This window comes from Gillisia sp. Hel_I_86 (assembly GCF_007827275.1).
GTDB lineage: Bacteria > Bacteroidota > Bacteroidia > Flavobacteriales > Flavobacteriaceae > Gillisia.
On the sequence record NZ_VISE01000001.1, the window covers coordinates 2,073,238 to 2,088,936 of the forward strand.

Here is a 15,699-nt window from a genome sequence, read left to right on the forward strand (position 1 = left end):
AGCACTTTTTCCATTTTCAATTTTTGGGTTATTAACAGCTCACTTTCAAAATTCCATTGAATTTGATACCAAATAACAGCATCTGAATTCAAATAAGATCAAATAATATTTTATTAACAAATAACTGATTTTCAATAGTTTACAATCAAATATATGTAAATTTCCAATAACGAAAATTCATCAAAACCTAAACTTTTACGTTATGAAAAAATCAATCTATTTGGCAACTTTAATGTCCTTCTTCTCAACTTTGATTTTTGCTCAAATTGGTGGCATTGAAGATTCGGTCGATGACGTTTCCAACACGATTCGAACCATTTTTCCCATTATTCTAGGGGTGATTTTCCTCATCGGTTTCCTGTTTAATGCAGGGCACTTCTTTGGAGAAAATGCAGACCTCAAAAAAGGAATTACCAGGGTTCTCGTCTTTGTTCTGATTGCAGGTGCAGTAGTCGGCATCTTCACCTACCTAATTGGAATCGTAGTCTAAGTCGCTAAGCGACATTTGGCAATTAACAACTTGATTTATGAAGAAATTCGAGGTCTATAAAAATATCAGAAAACAGGCGGTCATTTTTGGATTGCCGATTTCGTTGTTCGCATTAATGATGGCTTCCATTTTGCCCTCATTGCTCATTATCATCTTCTCATTCAGCTTTGGGATGATTATCGGCATACTAATTTTCAACGCTGCCCTTTACATTGGTCTTGTGCAGGAAAACGTAGAAAACCGTATTGATCAAAAGCAAAGTACAGCCCAGATAAAGGAGTGCTCTTATCAAGTGGTGGGGATAATATTGATAACCAATAAATACCAAAGCAGTACCATATTTAAAAAGAAGGCATATTTTGAAATCCGGTGCATCCCATAAAAAATCAAGCTGCCCAAAGCGGTATCGTTAATATATTATATATGTCCATAACTTTCATTTAAATACCGATGGAACTTGATTTAATGGCCACTTCCGCACCACGTCGAAGCTGTTTAAATATTTTCATTGCCAATTGTGCTTGCGTAACCGGAATACTCGGCATCATAGGGATGCCACTTTTACCCATCATTTTAAAAGCGATTGCCTTTTCGTTGGTGGGCAATTTCATTAGCGATGCAAAATAGATTTTTGGGTTCTTGATGAAATCCTTTCTTGCTTTATAGGTTTCGGCAAAGTTTCGTTTATAGCCAAAAGTATTGTCAAAAGTCTTTTCTGCTTTTTCAAAAAATTTGTCTCGGTCAAAACCTCGTTTTACATTTTTACCGTGCATCTCAACTTCTGAAGCTTTGTGCTTACTTCCTGGGGAAAGACTAACCGAATTTGAAGCATCCTTGCGGCTCACGATAATATGGATATGGCCCTGGTTGCCTTCTTTGGGCATGCCCTGGGCAATTCGTTTATCATCCTGCTGATGTGGGGCTGCCTTTTCCAATTTCGTGATTTTCCGTTCCATCATTTTGATATTACCAAGGAGTTTGCCACGTTGCACTTTTCGGATGTCGTTTTTTAACGCAAGTATTTTGGTGGCAAAAGCTTGGTTTTCCCGTACCGGCTTGTCCGTTCCCTCGAAGTTTCCCAGCGTTCGAATTCCATTTTTTAAAAGGTGTTTTTCTTTTTATACTAAATTCACTTCGCTTTCCATTAACTGTAATTCTTAGGTGTATAGGGGCATTACCATTTTTATCTATGTCATTTCCTCGAGGATAAAATAGGGTGGAGAATGTGGATTGCATAGGTGCGTGGTTTTTTTGATAGCTGAAGTTACAAAAATAAAATCAAAATAAATCTCATTAGCCATTGAACAGCAACGTATTACAGCTAATTCGGTGCGTAAATAAATATCAAAAAACACGCGCCGAATACCGCTCCTTTTATTTGATATTTAATGATATTGAAAAAAATGAAAAAAGCCCTCCAAAATGGAAGGCTTTTCTTTTGTGGGCAATGAGGGATTCGAACCCCCGACCCCCTCGGTGTAAACGAGGTGCTCTGAACCAACTGAGCTAATTGCCCTATTCTTAACACAATAGGAATTACAATAAAATTTCATTAAAAAAGCCCCCGTAGAAGGAGGGCTTTTTTAGTGGGCAATGAGGGATTCGAACCCCCGACCCCCTCGGTGTAAACGAGGTGCTCTGAACCAACTGAGCTAATTGCCCGCAATCGCCTGAATGCGGATGCAAATATAGACTACATTTTCAATCTTACAAACTAAAAATTAAAAAAATAAAATATTTTTAATTTCAATATAAAGTCTATTTTTAAAATTGGGGAATTGCAAAACAGCCAAAACCAGAAAAGCTTAAGAGCTAATTAGATATCTAAAAAGTCAGCCTTTAAAACAGCAGCAACCACAAATGTACTACCTCCAATAAAGATGAGATCTTCTTTATTGGCATTGCATAAAGCAGCTTGATAAGCTTGCTTCACACTTTTATATGTGTTTCCCTTTAAACCAAATTGCAAGGTTTGCTTAAAAAGGATCTCCTCATCTAAACCTCTAGGAATATTTGGCTTGCAAAAATAATAATTTGCATCTACAGGAAATAAAGCTAAAACATCCTCTAACTTTTTATCGCTTACAAAACCTAATACCATATGTAATTGCTTATAAGATTCTCTTTCTAACTGGGATATTACATATTTTAAACCTTCCTTATTATGCGCCGTATCGCAGATTGCTTTTGGGTGTTCATGAATTTGCTGCCATCTACCCTGCAACCCTGTATTTGCAACAACAGAACTTAGACCTCTTCTTATATTATCTGAAGAAACTTTAAAACCTTTGGACTGAAGAAGCTGAACTGCAACATAGGTTGTTTTACTGTTTTTTTTTTGATAATCCCCTTTTAGATCTGTTTCTAGTTCAATAGTTTCTTTTGAAGCAACAACAATTTCTGCTGAACGATTTTTGGCTATCTTTTGAAAAACCGGAAAGGTTTCTTCCTGAAATTCACCAATTACCACAGGAGTATTCGGTTTAATAATTCCAGCTTTTTCTGCCGCGATCTCGGCAAGGGTATTCCCCAACATATCGGTATGGTCCAAACCGATATTGGTGATAATAGAAAGTATTGGGTTTATAATATTTGTCGAGTCCAACCTTCCTCCCAATCCCACTTCTATAACAGCTATATCCACCTTTTTCTTGCTGAAATAACTAAATGCCATTCCCACGGTCATCTCAAAAAAAGAAAGCTTATTATTCTCTAGGTAGCTTTTATTTGAATCTATAAAAGTTACTACCTCATTTTCTGAAATTTCTTTACCATTGATTTTGATTCGTTCCCTGAAATCTGTTAGATGTGGGGAAGTATACAATCCCACTTTATAGCCGGCTTCCTGAAGAATGGAAGCCAACATATGGCTTGTAGACCCCTTTCCATTTGTACCCGCCACATGAACAGCCTTAAAGTCCTTATGAGGGTTTCCTAAGAATTCTGAAAAACTAATAATGTTGAAAAGGTTTTTTTTAAAGGCATCTGCACCCACATGTTGGTACATTGGCAACCGCTGAAACATCCATTCAACAGTTTGGGAATACGTAGGCACTATTCGGTTAATTTAAAATTGTAGGTAATATATCCCGTTTGCACAGAGGGTGCTTTGGAATCACTATTAAATTTTGTAGCTAGTGCAGCTTTTCTTGCTGGTTCCGTTAAACAGGTGGCACTATTTGTGGTTCCTTTTTGTCCTGGACTTGCACTTATAACTTGTCCTTTTTGATTTACGGTAATCTTAACCACCACAATTCCAGCCTCGTTACAATCTTGAGGGATTTTTTCTTTGTTCAAAGCTTTTCTTCCTCCTAACCTATAATTTCCATCACCATCTAATCCTGAGCCGTTCCCATAATAGGCACTGGCATTTGGATCGCCATCCCTGCTTCCTTTATCGCCTGCAGCTCTATCGTTACCTTCACCACCAGTTGCAGTGCCATCACTTTTTGGTCCATTCAAGATGCTGCTCATCGCATCTGTGGTAGATTTATCTGGCGTTGGATCTGGTTTCTTAGCAGGTGGCAACTTTTTAGGCTCCACTTTTTTTTCTTGGATGACTGGTTTCTTCTCCGCTTTTTTCTGAATAACCGGGGCTTCTTCGGATTCTTGGGTAACTACCTCTTCCACCTGTGTTTTAGGTTGGGCAACAACATGAGGAGCAGATTTTTGTGGGGCAGATTTAATAGCTTCCGTAGGCTGTTTTTCTCCAGAGCCAACTTCAGAAGTACCAAAATTGATAGCTATTCCATTTTCAGGCGGTGGATCCAAATATTGTAATCCAAAAAACAATAAAATAAGAATGAGCAACACGTGTAAAACTACCGTGATGGTAAAAGATTTTTTTTCGTGTTTCGTATTAAGTAGGCTCACTGGGCACTTTTATTATTTATTAACTTTTTCGGGTTTTACAGCAAGAACAATTTTGTATTTGTTCCTATTGGCAATATCCATTACATTAACCGCTTTTTCTATGGGCACTCCTTCTTCTGCCCTCAATATAATTGTGGGATCATCTACGCCTGCCAATCTAGTTTTAAGCGTGCTTTCCAAAGCACTATTGCTAATTCTATCATTATCTATATAAACCTGAAGATCTTTTGTAATACTTACAGAAAGATTGGATTTATTAGTGGTCTTCCCCTTCGCTTTTGGTAAAATAAGATCCAAAGCTTCTGGAGTGATTGCCGGAGAAGTCAACATGAAAAATATCAATAACAGAAAAACAATATCTGTCATGGAACTCATACTAAAATCTGCGCTTATTTTATTTCGACTTCTTAAGTTCATATTAAGCCGGTTCGTTTAAAAGGTCAAGGAAATCTACAGCTGTAGCTTCCATTTGGTGCACCACTTTATCGGTCTTCACCACTAAATGGTTATAACCAATATATGCGATAATACCTACAATTAAACCCGCTACGGTAGTGGTCATGGCCGTATAAATACCCTCAGCTAGTGTTCCCATTTCTGCTTGCCCACTGCTTGTTGCCAAGGTGTGAAAAGCTAAAACCATACCAATTACAGTTCCAAGGAACCCGATCATTGGGGCTGCCCCGGCGATGGTAGCAAGGATGCTCACGTTCTTTTCCAATTTGTAGACCTCCAATCTTCCAGCATTTTCAATAGCCGTATTGATATCCTCTAATGGACTACCAATTCTTGAAATCCCTTTTTCGGTAAGTCTGGCAACAGGAGAATTGTTTTGAGCGCATCTAATTTTAGCCGATTCTATATTTCCATTTAGTACGCTATCCTTAATTTGAAGCATAAAATTGGGATCTACCTGCGTGGCAGCTTTAATTGCAAACAACCGCTCAAAATAAATGTACACGGCTACAAATAATAGCACAAACAAAATTCCGATAATGATCTGGCCACCCAAACCACCGCTTAACATTAAATCAAATAATGAAAGGGTTTTCTCTTCTACGACAGGCTCAACCTCTAAGGCTGCTTGAGCAGCGTCGGGATCTTGGAAAAAGTTTAACATAGATAAAATTAGGTTTGTTAGTGTAACGTGAGATTGTAAATTTAATTGTAGCAAAATCTATACTAATTGTTTTAATGCAATTTCAAAAGCAGTACTACTAATACCAGTTTTGGAACTATTATTATCAAACGTGTTCTGAATTGCATTTTTTATCGTCATTGAAGTATCATTAAATATAGCTTCATCTGTCATTTGCACTCGTCTCTCCATAAAATAAGCAAATACTCTTGCCATCCCGCAATTTGCAATAAAATCTGGCACAACACTTACTTTTTCATCGGCATATTCCATAATAGGCCCAAAGAAAATTTCCTTGTCTGCAAATGGCACATTTGCCCCACTGGAAATCATTTCCAATCCACCATCTATTAATCTTGCCACTTGGTCTTTAGTTACCAATCTAGATGCTGCACAAGGAGCAAATATGTCAGCATTCAAATCCCAGATCTTATCGTTGATCTCTTCAAAAGGGATCAAGTTTGGATGTTTCAAAGTATTCCCATCCTTGTTAAGGAACAATTCTTTTATTTCTTCAAATGAAAACCCGTCTTCATTTATCAATCCTCCAACACGATCTATAATTCCTATTACCTTAACACCCATTTGAGACAAGTAATAAGCCGCTGCGGATCCTACATTCCCAAATCCTTGAACGATCGCTTTTTTTCCTTTTACATCCCCTCCATAAATTGAATAGTAATGTTTCACAGCTTCTGCAACCCCGTAACCGGTGATCATATCGGCTACGGTATATTTTCTTGACACATCTGGGGAATAGGTTGAATTCTCTAGAACCTTTATCACCCCTTGACGTAACTGTCCAATTCTATTGATCTTGTCTGCTTCTGTAGGCTGAAAATGCCCATTAAAAACACCTTCCTGCGGATGCCAAACGCCACAATTTTCGGTTATTGGAATTACTTCATGAATTTCATCCACATTCAAATCCCCACCGGTTCCATAATAACTTTTCAATAAAGGAGAAACCACCTTATACCATCTTTCCAAAACCCCTTTTTTACGAGGATCGTTGGGATCGAAATTTATACCAGATTTCGCTCCGCCAATTGCTGGTCCAGAAACGGTAAATTTTACCTCCATGGTCTTAGCAAGAGAAAGCACCTCATTCATATCCAGTCCCTTTCTCATTCTAGTTCCTCCACCGGCAGCTCCACCTCTAAGGGAGTTTATCACAGTCCATCCTTCCGCTTCGGTTTCAGCATCTTTCCAGTTAAAAACAATCTCGGGCTCCTTGTTTTCGTATAAATCGAGTAAATCTTTCATGTATAATTCGGTTTGAACGCAAATATAAAAAACAAAACCACCCTTAAGGAGAAAATCACAAAATATTAGGGCTCATAAACCAAGCCTGCACAATGATCATATTCTGCTCCAGTTACCGAGCTTAATACATTTATCTCTTCTCTTAATTTTAGTACTCCCAAGAACCCAAAGATCACGGCTTCTTTAAAATTTACAATTTCTGAAGCAGGAATAGAGAGCTTGGCAGTTGTTTTTTGTTGAAGAAGTTCCATTAAAAAGTTATTAAAAACACCTCCACCAGTAAACAGGGCTTCAACGTTGGGATCATCTTTCATGTTTTTTGCTATTTCTGAAGCTATATGTTGACAATAAGTATTCATTATTGAAGGGATATCTTCTTCAAAACTCTTCAAAATGGGTAAAATCGAGCTATTTACCCATTCCATACCCAATGATTTAGGAGAATTCAACTTATAAAAAGGAAGCGCTTCAAGTAGTTCATAGAGATCAGGATCAAATTTTCCAGATCTTGCAATTTTCCCACCATCATCATATTCTTTCCCTAGTTTTTCTGAATAGTAATTAAGCACCGTGTTCACAGCGCATATATCGTAGGCAATTCTATCCCCATCTTTATTTGTAGAGATATTGGCAAATCCGCCCAGGTTTACACAATAAGTATATGGTGCAAACAACAGTTGATCTCCTATTGGAACTAAGGGCGCCCCTTGACCACCCAAACCTACATCCTGCACTCGAAAATCACAGACCACTCTTGCTCCCAGAAGCGCTGCCAACTTGGGAAGATTTCCAATTTGCAAGGTGAATCCATTTTCCGGCTCATGTTTTATAGTGTGCCCATGACTACATACCGCATCAAGTTTTTTGGTTGAATGTTTATCCATAAAATTTGAAATAATCGTGGCTAGATAGCTTGTATACTCTTCGTCCAACTCCTCTAATTCTCGATAAGTGCAATTTAACCCATCATTCAATTTTTTTTTCCATTCCGGGCTATATCGGGTAGTTTCGGCTTTCAGAATTTTAAAATGCCATTGAGAATCCTTGGTAAAATGAATATATGCTAGATCCACCCCATCCAAAGAAGTTCCAGACATCACTCCCAATACCTTATAGTCAATTGTTTTCATACTTGTAAAAATAATTATTCTTAATTGAATATTAGGGGTCAAAAAGGTATCTTTGGGCACTTTAAAAAATGAATTTTTAAAATAAATTACCTAATGGATTTTAAACTTACAGAAGAGCACATAATGATTCGTGATGCTGCGAGGGATTTTGCTAACAGCGAACTTTTACCGGGAGTAATTGAAAGAGATGAAAAACAAGAATTCCCAACCGAGCAAATCAAAAAAATGGGAGAACTCGGTTTCTTGGGAATGATGGCTTCCCCAGAATATGGTGGTGGCGGAATGGATACCGTATCTTATGTGCTGGCAATGGAAGAAATTTCCAAGATAGATGCATCAGCTTCTGTGGTAATGTCTGTAAACAATTCTTTGGTTTGTTGGGGATTGGACACTTTTGGGTCTCCAGAACAAAAGGAAAAATACCTTGCCAAATTGACCACTGGAGAGTCTATAGGCGCATTTTGTTTATCTGAGCCAGAAGCGGGCAGTGATGCCACCTCACAACAAACTACGGCAATAGATCACGGAGATCATTATATCTTAAATGGAACTAAAAATTGGATCACTAACGGAAAGACGGCAGATTTCTATTTAGTAATTGCACAAACAGATCGTGAAAAGAAACATAAAGGGATCAATGCTTTTATAGTTGAAAAAACTTGGAAAGGTTTCGAAATTGGCCCTAAAGAACAAAAATTGGGAATTAGAGGAAGTGACACCCATTCATTGATTTTTAACGACGTAAAAGTTCCGAAAGAAAATAGAATTGGAGAAGATGGCTTCGGGTTTAAATTCGCTATGAAAACACTAGCTGGAGGAAGAATTGGAATCGCTGCACAAGCCTTAGGAATTGCAGGAGGAGCTTATGAGCTTGCTTTAAAATATTCTAAAGTAAGAAAAGCATTTGGAACCGAAATTTGTAACCACCAGGCAATAGCTTTTAAATTGGCAGATATGCACGTTTCTATTGAAGCTGCAAGAATGTTGGTAATGAAAGCAGCTGTAGATAAGGATAACAAAGAGAATTACGATCTTTCTGGAGCTATGGCAAAATTATATGCGTCTCAAGTTGCTATGGATGTAGCAGTAGAAGCAGTGCAAGTTCACGGTGGAAATGGATATGTAAAGGAATATCATGTAGAACGTATGATGCGGGATGCAAAGATCACACAGATTTACGAAGGAACTTCAGAAATACAAAAAATAGTGATTTCCAGAAGTATTATCAACGCATAACGTTCACTATCACTTAACCAAGTTTTTAAATTATTTTACTTTGTATTTAATAGCGGTGCGTAATTCGGTGCGTAAAAATTTAGGATAAGGCCTTAGGCTTTATAAAGCCTAAAGAAATAAGATTATGGATAGTTCCTCATTGCCCACAAAAGAAAAGCCTTCCATTTTGGAGGGCCTTTTTGTGTCTTCTATTTAGAGTTTTTAATTCTACACCTTAAATACTTTGTGGATTAGTCCCGTGGTGCCTAAATCGATAAGAAGAGTATAATCAACTATTGTGATGCTTTCTTTAACTTTAAAACCTCCAAAACACGTTCTAAAGCCATTCCTCTGGAGCCTTTAATAAGAATATAGGAATTTTGAACTTCTTCGGTTTCAAGATTTAATTGAAGGTCAGAAAAGTTTTCGAATTTCTTTATTTTTTGATTTTTTGATTGCGTCTTGAAAAAATTTTTACCGACAAGAAATATTTGTTTTAGGTTCAAGTTTTTCAGAAAGTCAACAATATATTGATGTTCTTCTTCGGAAGTTGCTCCAAGTTCAAACATATCTCCTAAAATGACTATCTTATTATCGGCGGGATTGGCTTTAAAACTTTCTAAAGCGGCCTTCATACTGGTGGGATTTGCATTATAGGCATCCATTAGTATTGCATTGCTCCCACATTTTACAATTTGAGAACGATTGTTTTTAGGGGAGTAGTTAAAAATGGCTTTTTGAATACTTTCTATGGGAATTTTAAAGTAAAGCCCAATACATATGGAAGCGGCTATATTTAGGGCATTATAGTTCCCTGTGAGCTGACTTTTAATAGTAGTTTCTTGGTATTGCACTTCGGCTAGGGTTTTGGAGTTGTCATAATCAATAATAACGTCAGCACTGTTTGATTCTCCGAAAGTAAATATGTTATGGTAATCTATTTGTTTTAGCTGAATGGGGTCATCAATGTTCAGGAACAGTTTTCCGTTAAATGCCTTCAAATAGTTGTATAATTCGCTTTTTGCCGCGACGACTCCCTCTAAACTTCCAAAACCTTCCAGATGTGCTTTCCCGAAATTTGTGATATAACCATAATTGGGCCTGGCTATTTCGCATAATTTTTCAATCTCTTTATGATGGTTTGCACCCATTTCCACTATGCCAAATTCAGTTTTTGAATTCATGGACAGTAATGTGAGAGGAACCCCAATATGATTGTTTAAATTTCCCACAGTGGCTATAGTATTGAACTTTTTCTTTAATACGGCATGTATTAATTCCTTACTGGTCGTTTTTCCATTGCTCCCCGTAATGGCAAGGATTGGAATATTTAAGAATTTACGATGATAGGTGCTTAGCTTTTGGAGCGTATCCAATACATTGTCTACTAAAATATAGCGCTCATTTTGTTCGTCTATTTCTTTATCTATAATGGCATGACTTGCACCTTTGGACAAGGCTTTTTTGGCAAATAAATTGCCGTTAAAGTGGTTCCCTGTTAAAGCGAAAAATAATTGATTGGTTTTGATTGCTCGAGTATCTGTAGCCACGCCTTTGCTTTCAAGAAATAGCTGATGTAATGTTTCTATATTCATTACTTAAATATGTTAAATAGCAAACGGTTCAAAAAGTAGTTTTTCGAATTTCAAATAAATTAGAAACCTAAGATCCTAATTATAATAAACGAAAAATAAACTTTTTAAACCGCTTTATCCAAAAACATCAAGATTAATTCCTTGCCGTTTTGTTTTTGTCTTTAGATTTAGAACCAACCCTAGACATAGCGTTTCTAAACCCAATATAGTCTGTAGCCATATCTTGAGGGAAATATCTTCTTTGAGACGGATCCAACCAATATGCTCTATCTCTCCAAGAACCACCCTTATATACGCGAACCTCATCACTAACTAAAGTAGTTCTGCTAGTTTCATCATAGTTGGGTTTTACAGTTCCTATACTATCTGTATCTGTACTAAATTGAGGGGAATTATACATTCTCTTGGAAGGGTTCGAAATTTCATTGAATGGTTCGTAATACCTTGTAGAACTCTTATCTCCATCACGGAAGTTTCTGTTGTCGCTTTCGTTAAAATTTGTTCTTAGATAAGTGTCCTTTTCATTAATTGGCACTTGAGCCAATTCTCCTGGAAGAGCCCTGGCCATAATCCTTCCACTACTTAAAGTGTCATATACAACACCATCTGGTGCTACAACTTTTACAGTACCATCATCGTTGATAGCGTTCTTGGTGTACACATTTCCTCTGTAGTAGTTGAAGTCGTTAAACTCATCATCTACTATAGGCCTATAAACATCGGCTACCCATTCTGCCACGTTTCCGGCCATATCATAAAGGCCATAATCGTTTGCTTCGTAAGATTTCACTTCGGCGGTAATGTCAGCGCCATCATCGCTCCAACCTGCGATTCCGCCATAATCACCTTCGCCTTGTTTAAAATTGGCTAGTTGATCACCTTGTCTTTTAACATCTCCAGAACGAGTGTATTGACCATCCCATGGGTATTTTTTTCTACCGCGGTAAACGTTATAGTTTCTAATGCCTACCAGTCCTAAAGCTGCATATTCCCATTCTGCTTCTGTAGGCAATCTGTATTCAGGTAATAGTACACCGTCTTTTCGTTGGATATAGATATTTTTGGAATTGCTAGTGTCCTTTGCAGTTCCTAGTTTATCTGCATTTTTACCTCCCCTTGTAATACTATCATTGCCACCATAAGTTCTGGTTGGAGCATTCAAGTACGTTTCAGTATCAAAAGTGGTTCCTCCATCAACATCTGTATAGCGGGCTCCTTTTTTGGAATATCCTTCTTGCTCTAATTTAAGTTCATTTACCCTGTTGGTCCTCCATTTGCTGAATTCGGTTGCCTGAATCCAGTTAACTCCCACCACAGGATAATTTGAATATGCAGGGTGACGTAAATAATTATTCACCATGGTTTCGTTGAAGCCTAATCGGTTTCTCCAAACCAAAGTATCTGGCACGGCACCAGTATAGATATTTTTATAATTTGGTTCACTTGGCGGGAAGATATTTTTTAACCAATCCAAGTATTCCATATACATGATATTCGTGACTTCGGTTTCGTCCATATAAAAAGACTGAACGTGCTGCTGGGTAGGGGTGTTGTTCCAGTCATGCATTACATCATCCTGCACTCTTCCCATGGTAAAGGTCCCGCCTTCCACAAAAACAAGCCCAGGTCCAGTTTCCTGTTCCTTATAATTTGTTTTGTATTGGAAACCGCCTTCTTTAGAATTAATATCCCATCCAGTAGCTCTTGAGTTGTTTTTGTAATCTTTAGAATTGTTACAACTAAACAAACTAGCGCCTATAGCGATAGCAAATAGTGTCTTAAAGGCAACATTAGTCCTCATATTTTGTTCTGTTTATGTAGTAATTTAGGCTTTGCAATATAGTGATTAACGTGAAAAGTACAAGTTTATTTTGTCTTAATCAAAATGGGTTAAACAGTTAACATTCTTGAGGCTTACCACTTTTTTGGTAAATTTAATATATCCACAAAAGTAATACTTAATATCAAGGTTTAAAATATTTTTGGTTAAGCTTGTGAAAACGAGTGGATGGATGCAATAAAAACAACAAATTGCAGTTTTAATAGAATCGTTGGGTTTTTACGAATTCTAATGAAATACAACGTAAAATTGCTGGGAGGAACATCTCTTAACAAGAATAAAAATATATATTTGTTAAAGACTAAATAATGTGATGAAAAAAATTACGATACTTTTTCTTGGATTTTCCCTCTTATCAAATTCGCTTATGTTTTCCCAAGAGGAACGGGATAGGGTTATAACCACAGCCGTTCCTTTCTTATTGATCGCAGCCGATGCTAGAGCAGCTGGAATGGGGGATCAAGGGGTCGCAACTTCTGCAGATGCCTTTTCTCAACAATGGAACCCAGCTAAATATGCATTTATAAATAGTGAGCAAGGTGTAGGTGTGTCCTACACGCCTTATCTAAGCAGTATAGTGAATGATATATTTTTGGGGAACCTTACTTATTTTAATAGGCTTGACGAAAAAAGTGCCGTTGCGGTAAGTTTGAGATATTTTAGCTTAGGGTCTATTGAAGCTCAGGAAGGCTTTGGAGATGAACCTTTACTATTGAGCCCAAATGAATTAACCTTTGATCTTTCTTATTCGTTGCGATTAGCTGAAAATTTTTCCATGGCAGTTGCAGGGCGGTATTTGAGGTCTGATCTTAAGTTGTCCATAGGCAGTGAAGATGCTACCGCTGCTTCCACTTTTGGGGTAGATGTAGCGGCCTTCTATCAAAGTAGCGATATTGTTTTTTCAAATTTTGATGGACGCTTTAGAGCTGGCATGAATATTTCCAACATTGGGCCAAAAATCAAGTATGATGAGGTAGGTCAGGAAAATTTTATTCCAACCAATTTAAAAGTTGGGGGAGGTTTCGACTTTATTTTTGATCCATCAAATAGATTAGGGACTTATCTTGAATTTAATAAATTATTAGTTCCTACGCCACAGGATTTTAATAATAATGGGGTAATTGGTGATAGTGAAGATGATGAAGAATATAATAGTATTGGAGCTATTCAAGGGATTTTTAAATCTTTTGGTGATGCGCCAGATGGTTTTAGGGAAGAATTAAAAGAGATTACTTGGGCGCTTGGCGCTGAATATGTTTATCAGGATCAATTTTCCCTTAGAACTGGGTATTTTAATGAAAGCGATACAAAAGGTTCAAGAAAATTTGTTGCCATAGGAGCTGGTTTCAAATATGCTCCGGTAGTTATAGATGTTTCTTATTTGTTTTCTACTTCTAATGTAGTAAGTCCTTTAGAAGGAACCCTTAGATTTGGATTGGTCTTTAATTTTGGTGAAGAATACGACGATAATTAAAAATTTGTATATTTCCGGCAGTTCGTGGTGTTTCTATAATAATATAGTGACCATATTAAGGCGAAAAAAAAACCAAGCAATTTAGATGAAATCAATAACCATTTCTACAACAATAGAAATCTACGATTCTTTAGTTGAACTTCCAGAAGAAGTTATAAAACTCATGAACACCGCAGTTGAAGCTCGGGAAAAAGCATATGCTCCATATTCTAAATTTCATGTGGGTGCCGCCATACTGTTGGATAATAATGAAGTCATTTCTGGAAGCAATCAGGAAAATGCTTCGTATCCAAGTGGTTTGTGTGCAGAGAGAACAGCAATATATTATGCAGGAGCAACCTATCCTGAAGCCATTATTAAGAGAATTGCGATTTCGGCCACATCTGTGAATCATGCAGTAACTACTCCAATACCACCTTGTGGTGCATGCAGGCAGGCCATAGCAGAGTACGAGATCAAGCAAAATGAACCTATTGAAATTTATTTTATGGGAGAAAGTGGCAAGGTTGCAAAATCCAATTCCCTAAAGGATCTATTGCCTCTGGCCTTCGATAAGTCTTATCTATAACGTTTTCGTTATTTTAAATAATAAAACTGTTTTTCATTCTTATTGAAAATAGTATTTTTGTTATCCGCTTGGCAAAATCCAGTGTCCGGTCTAAATATATTTGTAAATGAAGAAAATTACCAAAGCCACTTATTTGAAGTGGTACGAGGATATGCTTTTTTGGAGAAAGTTTGAGGATAAATTAGCTCAGGTATATATTCAACAAAAAGTAAGGGGTTTTTTGCACCTATATAATGGGCAAGAAGCAATTCTGGCCGGAGCATTGCATGCAATGGATCTTACAAAAGATAAGATGATCACTGCCTATAGAAATCATGTGCAGCCAATTGGTATGGGTGTGGATCCTAAAAGGGTAATGGCAGAATTGTATGGTAAGAAAACCGGGACTTCTCAAGGCCTTGGGGGCTCTATGCATATCTTTTCCAAAGAACATCGTTTTTATGGGGGCCACGGAATTGTAGGTGGACAAATACCTTTGGGTGCTGGACTCGCATTTGCCGATAAGTACTTTAAAAGGGATGCGGTCACCTTAACCTTTATGGGAGATGGTGCTATGCGTCAGGGTTCGCTTCATGAAACCTTAACAATGGCGGTAAATTGGAATCTTCCTGTAGTTTTTTGTGTGGAAAATAATGGCTATGCTATGGGAACTTCTGTGGCCAGAACTTCAAAAAGCACAGAAATCTGGAAAATGGGCTTAGGGTACGAAATGCCATGTGGTCCTGTAGATGCAATGAATCCTATAAAGGTGGCAGAAGCCTTGGATGAAGCTATTAAAAGGGCACGAACTGGAAAAGGACCTACTTTCTTAGAGTTAAAAACCTATAGATATAGAGGGCATTCTATGAGTGATGCTCAAAAATATAGAACTAAAGATGAGGTTGCCGAATATCAAAAAGTAGACCCTATAACCCAGGTGTTGGATATTATTAAAGACAAAAAGTACGCAACAGATAAAGAGATCAAGGAGATAGATAAACGTGTCAAGGAAATGGTTCTGGAATGTGAAAAATTCGCAGAAGAATCAGAGTATCCAGATGCAAGCTTGATGTACGATGCTGTTTACGAACAAGAAGACTATCCGTTTTTATCACATAAAGTAGAGTAAAT

At 37.3% G+C, this 15,699-nt stretch carries 15 protein-coding genes, 2 tRNA genes and 1 pseudogene; 6 read left to right on the forward strand and 12 right to left on the reverse strand.

Annotated features, from left to right (window positions below):
• Nucleotides 1–202: 202 nt before the first annotated feature.
• Together JM83_RS09370 and JM83_RS09375 are read left to right on the forward strand one after the other, a co-directional pair.
• Nucleotides 203–490, forward strand: coding sequence for a hypothetical protein (locus JM83_RS09370; RefSeq protein WP_144961511.1), 288 nt, complete (start codon nucleotides 203–205; stop codon nucleotides 488–490).
• A 37-nt stretch (nucleotides 491–527) separates the two neighbouring features.
• The gene (locus tag JM83_RS09375; protein ID WP_144961513.1) at nucleotides 528–872 is read left to right on the forward strand and encodes a hypothetical protein; all 345 of its coding nucleotides are present in this window, start codon (nucleotides 528–530) and stop codon (nucleotides 870–872) included.
• Between the two features lie 58 nt (nucleotides 873–930).
• Here JM83_RS09375 and JM83_RS09380 read toward each other — a convergent pair.
• From JM83_RS09380 to JM83_RS09425, 10 genes and pseudogenes are all read right to left on the reverse strand, one after another.
• Nucleotides 931–1,563, reverse strand: a pseudogene (locus JM83_RS09380) (DUF5712 family protein); the annotation flags it as partial.
• Nucleotides 1,457–1,726: an Arm DNA-binding domain-containing protein gene (locus JM83_RS19275; protein ID WP_144961516.1), complete on the reverse strand. Its 270-nt coding sequence runs from the start codon at nucleotides 1,724–1,726 to the stop codon at nucleotides 1,457–1,459. The gene JM83_RS19275 and the pseudogene JM83_RS09380, both read right to left, overlap by 107 nt.
• 205 nt (nucleotides 1,727–1,931) lie before the next feature.
• Nucleotides 1,932–2,006 (reverse strand) — tRNA-Val (locus tag JM83_RS09390).
• Nucleotides 2,007–2,077: 71 nt separating this feature from the next.
• A tRNA-Val gene (locus JM83_RS09395) sits at nucleotides 2,078–2,152 on the reverse strand.
• A gap of 154 nt (nucleotides 2,153–2,306) precedes the next feature.
• On the reverse strand, nucleotides 2,307–3,515 hold the full coding sequence (locus JM83_RS09400) for a bifunctional folylpolyglutamate synthase/dihydrofolate synthase (RefSeq protein ID WP_144963726.1): 1,209 nt from the start codon (nucleotides 3,513–3,515) through the stop codon (nucleotides 2,307–2,309).
• Nucleotides 3,516–3,544: 29 nt separating this feature from the next.
• Complete coding sequence (locus JM83_RS09405; protein ID WP_144961518.1) at nucleotides 3,545–4,363, reverse strand: energy transducer TonB; 819 nt, start codon at nucleotides 4,361–4,363, stop codon at nucleotides 3,545–3,547.
• A gap of 12 nt (nucleotides 4,364–4,375) precedes the next feature.
• Entirely contained in the window at nucleotides 4,376–4,780 is a 405-nt protein-coding gene (locus tag JM83_RS09410; RefSeq protein ID WP_144961520.1) for an ExbD/TolR family protein, read from the reverse strand.
• A gap of 1 nt (nucleotide 4,781) precedes the next feature.
• Complete coding sequence (locus JM83_RS09415; RefSeq protein ID WP_144961522.1) at nucleotides 4,782–5,483, reverse strand: MotA/TolQ/ExbB proton channel family protein; 702 nt, start codon at nucleotides 5,481–5,483, stop codon at nucleotides 4,782–4,784.
• A 57-nt stretch (nucleotides 5,484–5,540) separates the two neighbouring features.
• The gene (locus JM83_RS09420) at nucleotides 5,541–6,767 is read right to left on the reverse strand and encodes a Glu/Leu/Phe/Val dehydrogenase dimerization domain-containing protein (RefSeq protein ID WP_144961524.1); all 1,227 of its coding nucleotides are present in this window, start codon (nucleotides 6,765–6,767) and stop codon (nucleotides 5,541–5,543) included.
• A gap of 65 nt (nucleotides 6,768–6,832) precedes the next feature.
• Complete coding sequence (locus JM83_RS09425; RefSeq protein WP_144961526.1) at nucleotides 6,833–7,897, reverse strand: anhydro-N-acetylmuramic acid kinase; 1,065 nt, start codon at nucleotides 7,895–7,897, stop codon at nucleotides 6,833–6,835.
• Between the two features lie 93 nt (nucleotides 7,898–7,990).
• On the opposite strand from JM83_RS09425, the gene JM83_RS09430 reads away from it, so the two are divergent.
• A complete protein-coding gene (locus JM83_RS09430; protein WP_144961528.1) occupies nucleotides 7,991–9,133 on the forward strand; it encodes an acyl-CoA dehydrogenase in 1,143 nt (380 codons plus the stop codon).
• 272 nt (nucleotides 9,134–9,405) lie between these two features.
• On the opposite strand, the gene murF is transcribed toward JM83_RS09430, so the two are convergent.
• On the reverse strand, nucleotides 9,406–10,707 hold the full coding sequence (gene murF / locus JM83_RS09435) for a UDP-N-acetylmuramoyl-tripeptide--D-alanyl-D-alanine ligase (protein WP_144961530.1): 1,302 nt from the start codon (nucleotides 10,705–10,707) through the stop codon (nucleotides 9,406–9,408).
• 133 nt (nucleotides 10,708–10,840) lie between these two features.
• Nucleotides 10,841–12,508, reverse strand: a complete 1,668-nt coding sequence (gldJ, locus tag JM83_RS09440; protein ID WP_144961532.1) for a gliding motility lipoprotein GldJ — start codon at nucleotides 12,506–12,508, stop codon at nucleotides 10,841–10,843.
• A gap of 352 nt (nucleotides 12,509–12,860) precedes the next feature.
• On the opposite strand from gldJ, the gene porV reads away from it, so the two are divergent.
• The 3 genes from porV (at nucleotide 12,861) to pdhA (ending at nucleotide 15,697) form a co-directional block, all read left to right on the forward strand.
• Nucleotides 12,861–14,021, forward strand: coding sequence for a type IX secretion system outer membrane channel protein PorV (gene porV / locus JM83_RS09445; protein ID WP_144961534.1), 1,161 nt, complete (start codon nucleotides 12,861–12,863; stop codon nucleotides 14,019–14,021).
• Between the two features lie 85 nt (nucleotides 14,022–14,106).
• Nucleotides 14,107–14,589 (forward strand): cytidine deaminase, encoded by a 483-nt coding sequence (cdd, locus tag JM83_RS09450; RefSeq protein ID WP_144961536.1) that lies wholly within the window; start codon nucleotides 14,107–14,109, stop codon nucleotides 14,587–14,589.
• A 106-nt stretch (nucleotides 14,590–14,695) separates the two neighbouring features.
• Nucleotides 14,696–15,697, forward strand: coding sequence for a pyruvate dehydrogenase (acetyl-transferring) E1 component subunit alpha (pdhA, locus tag JM83_RS09455; RefSeq protein ID WP_144961539.1), 1,002 nt, complete (start codon nucleotides 14,696–14,698; stop codon nucleotides 15,695–15,697).
• Nucleotides 15,698–15,699 lie beyond the last annotated feature (2 nt).